Genomic DNA, 3977 nt, shown 5'->3' with positions numbered 1-3977 from the left:
AATTTCTCAAGATCGCCGGCGAGGAGTTGGCCAAGGTCAAGATGGGCGGGCCGGCGGCGCTGGCCACACTGCTGACCATCGTCGCCAGCTGGCACTCCAGCCGGTTGCAGATCGGCTTCCACGACTACGGGCAGCGCTGGCTGCTGGAAGGGAATGCCAAAAACATTGTCGCTGACCGGTTGCTTCGTGACCTGTTCGGCTTGAGTGATCCAGATCCGAGGAAGGCGGCATGAAGAAACGAACGTACACCGACAAGCCGTTGGGTGATACCGAGTACCTACTGGAACAGTGGGGCAGCTGGCGGATGTCTGGAATGGGAGTTCCCCGGTATGTGTCGCCTGTGGCCGCGATGATGAATCAGTTCAATCCTGAGCCAAGCAGTCAGACGTATGTCATCACGGACGACCTGGCGATGATCGTGGATGGGGTGTTGGCCAGGCTGACGAAGCGTGAGCAGCAGATGGGAGACTTCGTGTGGTACTACTTCGGCGGGAAGTGGCCGGCTAACCGCATCGCAAGGGAACACAGCATGTCCGAGCGCAAGGCATGGGAGCTGATTAAGGCTGGAGTGGCTTGGATCGATGGAGCGTTAGACCGATCTGTTGATGCTGCGTAAAAAAGTCTTTCCGTACACATAAAGACCTGTTTTCATGGCACGGTGTTCAACGCATTCAGCGCGACACCCAGATATTCAGACCCCAGCTAAGCGCTGGGGTTTGTCGTTTGTCGCGGTGGAAAAAAGGCCTACCTCACCGGATAAACCTGCGTTTCGAGATTCGCTGGATGCATCGCAATTTTATTCTCTCATCAGTTCACCAGCAGTTTGACCGTATCAGGATCGTAGCGGGAAAATATGTTGCCGCAGGACGCATAACGAACGGCCGGTGGCGGCAATCCGGTCGCACGTATCGCCAGCTTGCCGTCACGCCCTCCTATTTCCAGATAGCGCTCGGCAGCGACCGCCCCATCGGGCAAAAAATAGAGAAGAACCCGGACCGGCTCTTTTTTTTCGTTTTCCGGTAACGGACTAGAGAATCGAGGAACGTCCACCGTAGCCATACTCCAGCGTTTCGGTTCATCGAGTGTCTGCCAGCGCAACGTCAGCGGTTGCCCGGGATCGACGAAGGCGCCACCACTTGGAGTGGGAAAGTTGCGACAGGGAGAGGGTAAAGCAGGCGTGCTTCGCACTGCATAGTCGCCTAGATCGATCGTCTGGCCGTTCACTTCCACTCGTACGATTGGCGAGGGCAGGTAGTTATAGACGTCGAAAATGACCGGTTTCTGTGAAGCTTCGTCGCTCGTCGGAATGTCCCTCGTTCCCACGAAACTCGCCATAGCGGGAGCGGCATCCACATGGTCGGCATAGTGGAAATAGATATGAACCAACAGCGTGCCCTCTCTTTCGCCCGTGATATGAGAAAGGCTTTTCAAGTCGGGGTAGGGGAGACGGTGCATGGGCAAAGGAGGATGCGCTGGCGGCGCATCGTAATAAGGAATTTTCATATATCGGTACATGTCGACGTCGGCTTTCAGATGAGTGCCGTCATACGGAAAGCTCTGTGTTTGGATTGCCTCGGGACTTGGGTAGCGGGTTAGTTTTACGAACTTGTCGGGGCGGTCAGCCGACAATAACGGCCCGGTACCACTACTGGCGGCTGAGGGACCGTCATCGAGTCCTAAATTGTGTCCGCTGAGGTTGACATGGATCTCCGTGATCGGCGGATGCACATCAGTGAAGCGGGTTCGGCTTTGCTCTTTAACTGACTCTCCCATCGGAATTACCAGCGCTGCACAAAGGGTCGGCAGAATGAGGAGAGCATGGATGCGGCCCGGCAACTGGCCGCGACTGCGGACCATATAGACAATCCAAAATATCAGAAGGAGGAGCGCCAGCGGCCCGCCGATACCGATTGCGCCGATACCGAGGCCCATTGCACCCCAGCCCAGATCGTCAGAGGCAACGGCTATGAGTCCCAGGAATGCCAGCCACCCTGCAAGAAGCAAGGATATGATGATGCCGGGAAGATAGCTGTACGATGGTTTGATTTCGTTCTTCATGATACTTGGATAGCAATCATTGGTGCTTCTCACTGACCTGGTGGCTGGTGCTCGAGTCGTAAACGTCGAAGATGTTTGATTTGAAAACCTGCAGATAAGGCCTTTTTCCTATCCGCCAACAGACTGTTCTATTCATACGTCCGGTAATCTACGAAAGCATCGTGGCTACATCTACGGAGATCAACATATTCTTCGTAAACGCGATACATATGCTTTTCGCAAAGGCTATCACGATGTTGAGTTGCTGGCCGCTGGCGGTATTCACGGCGCTCCGTCGTTCGGCTGACCTTCGATGACGGAATAGTCGACGGATTACAATCTGACTCGATTCAAAAAATTCCGAGCCTACTCCCAGCGCTGCGATTTCTGTTTTCTGGATTTTGCGCATGCGGCAGATACAGCAAGGGTTCATGTTGTGAATCAAGGCGAAAGCGCCAGCTCCTTGCTCTGCGGGCGCAGATAGGTGCTTGGGTTGCGGCTAGACGGTTAATGCTGGTCGCTGAAAAAAGACTCATGAATCAAAGAGTAATGCTACGCTTTTCTCCTTACATCTAAATTTAAGGAGATGCATGATGGGTAAGCGTTTGGCAGCCGAGTTTTTCGGCACATTCTGGCTCGTATTAGGTGGGTGTGGTAGCGCCGTTCTTGCTGCAGCATTCCCAGAACTTGGCATTGGATTCGCTGGCGTTGCGTTGGCATTTGGTCTGACCGTGTTGACTATGGCTTACGCTGTTGGCCATATCTCCGGTGGGCACTTCAACCCAGCAGTCACCATAGGGCTTCTTGCGGGCGGACGAATCAGTGCCAAGGACGTTGTCCCCTACGTTGTAACTCAGGTTGTCGGCGCGATTGCTGCAGGTGCTGTCCTGTACCTGATCGCCAGTGGCAAGGCTGGCTTCGACGTCACTGCTGGGTTTGCTACCAATGGTTTTGGTGAGCATTCTCCAGGTGGATTCTCCCTAGCGTCGGCGGTAGTCACAGAGTTTGTGCTGACGGCCTTTTTCCTATTGGTCATCCTCGGCGTCACCGATAAGAGGGCACCAGCAGGCTTCGCCCCCCTCGCCATTGGTCTAGCGTTAACCTTGATTCACTTGATCAGCATTCCCGTGACCAATACGTCGGTAAACCCAGCCCGTAGTACAGGGGTAGCCATTTTTCAGGGAGGCTGGGCGCTGTCCCAGTTGTGGGTATTCTGGGTCGTTCCTCTGCTTGGCGGCGCGGCTGGTGGCTTAATTCATCGGTATTTGTTGGCTGACGACCGTTAAGTGATCATCTAGGCCGGGTTCTTCAATCCCAGCTTTCCTGATTTACAACTGAAGTCCTGTTTCGGCAGGCCATCCGGGTTGATCTCCGGATGATGTACAGCCCCTGTATCTCTGATACAGGCCTACCTGGCACTGAACCGGTTTTTTATTGCCTGCCGAGTTTGGATTTGGCATGATCCGGTCTCCTACCTCTCTCCTCAGCAACAAATCCTCGCCGATGCATGGTTGGGTTGAGGGGTAGGAACCATTCCAGCCTCATCGCAAGGCGATAACCCGATTTTTTGGTATGGTGTGTGCCTGCGTTTTTACTGGGTACTCCAGCCAAGCGGGAAACGCGGACTAAGCCCGGCCATCGTGTCGGGCTTTTTTATGCCCCAAACTCATTGTCGAGCCCTGCCGTTGTGCGGGGCTTTTTTGTGCTTGAAGAAAAACCAACCAACGAGGAATGCCGAATGATGAAGCGACTTACTATGTACCTGGGTTTTGCGCTCGCCGCATGCCTGTCCTGTTTCTCTCTTATCGCGCTGGCCGACCCGGTGACTTCCGCTTATCACATGGTTCGTTCCATGGGCGAGCCGCAGGGCGTGTCTTTCAGGCGCCTGGAACTGACCCTGACTGCGTGGCGAACGGGCGGCCAGTCCACCGACGAACAGA

Annotated in this window: 5 protein-coding genes; 4 read left to right on the top strand and 1 reads right to left on the bottom strand. The window is 54.6% G+C overall.

Going from position 1 to position 3977, the window contains the following annotated elements:
- Together CE491_RS17950 and CE491_RS17945 are read left to right on the top strand one after the other, a co-directional pair.
- The coding region (locus CE491_RS17950) for a hypothetical protein (RefSeq protein WP_110949678.1) at positions 1-233 on the top strand (233 nt) is incomplete at its 5' end.
- Entirely contained in the window at positions 230-616 is a 387-nt protein-coding gene (locus tag CE491_RS17945) for an antiterminator Q family protein (protein WP_110949668.1), read from the top strand. The genes CE491_RS17950 and CE491_RS17945, both read left to right, overlap by 4 nt.
- A gap of 191 nt (positions 617-807) precedes the next feature.
- On the opposite strand, the gene CE491_RS17940 is transcribed toward CE491_RS17945, so the two are convergent.
- Positions 808-2058 (bottom strand): hypothetical protein, encoded by a 1251-nt coding sequence (locus CE491_RS17940; protein WP_110949667.1) that lies wholly within the window; start codon positions 2056-2058, stop codon positions 808-810.
- Between the two features lie 572 nt (positions 2059-2630).
- Here CE491_RS17940 and aqpZ point away from each other — a divergent pair.
- Positions 2631-3323 carry an aquaporin Z gene (gene aqpZ, locus CE491_RS17935; RefSeq protein WP_110949666.1) on the top strand — a complete coding sequence of 231 codons (693 nt, stop codon included), beginning with the start codon at positions 2631-2633 and terminating at the stop codon, positions 3321-3323.
- A gap of 455 nt (positions 3324-3778) precedes the next feature.
- Positions 3779-3977 (top strand): hypothetical protein (locus CE491_RS17930; RefSeq protein ID WP_199885159.1); only part of this gene is annotated, 199 nt, incomplete at its 3' end.

This window comes from Pseudomonas bohemica (assembly GCF_002934685.1).
Classification (GTDB): Bacteria; Pseudomonadota; Gammaproteobacteria; order Pseudomonadales; family Pseudomonadaceae; genus Aquipseudomonas; species Aquipseudomonas bohemica.
The sequence above is the reverse complement of the archived record's forward strand: the minus strand, read 5'-3'. Positions and strand labels throughout refer to the sequence as shown.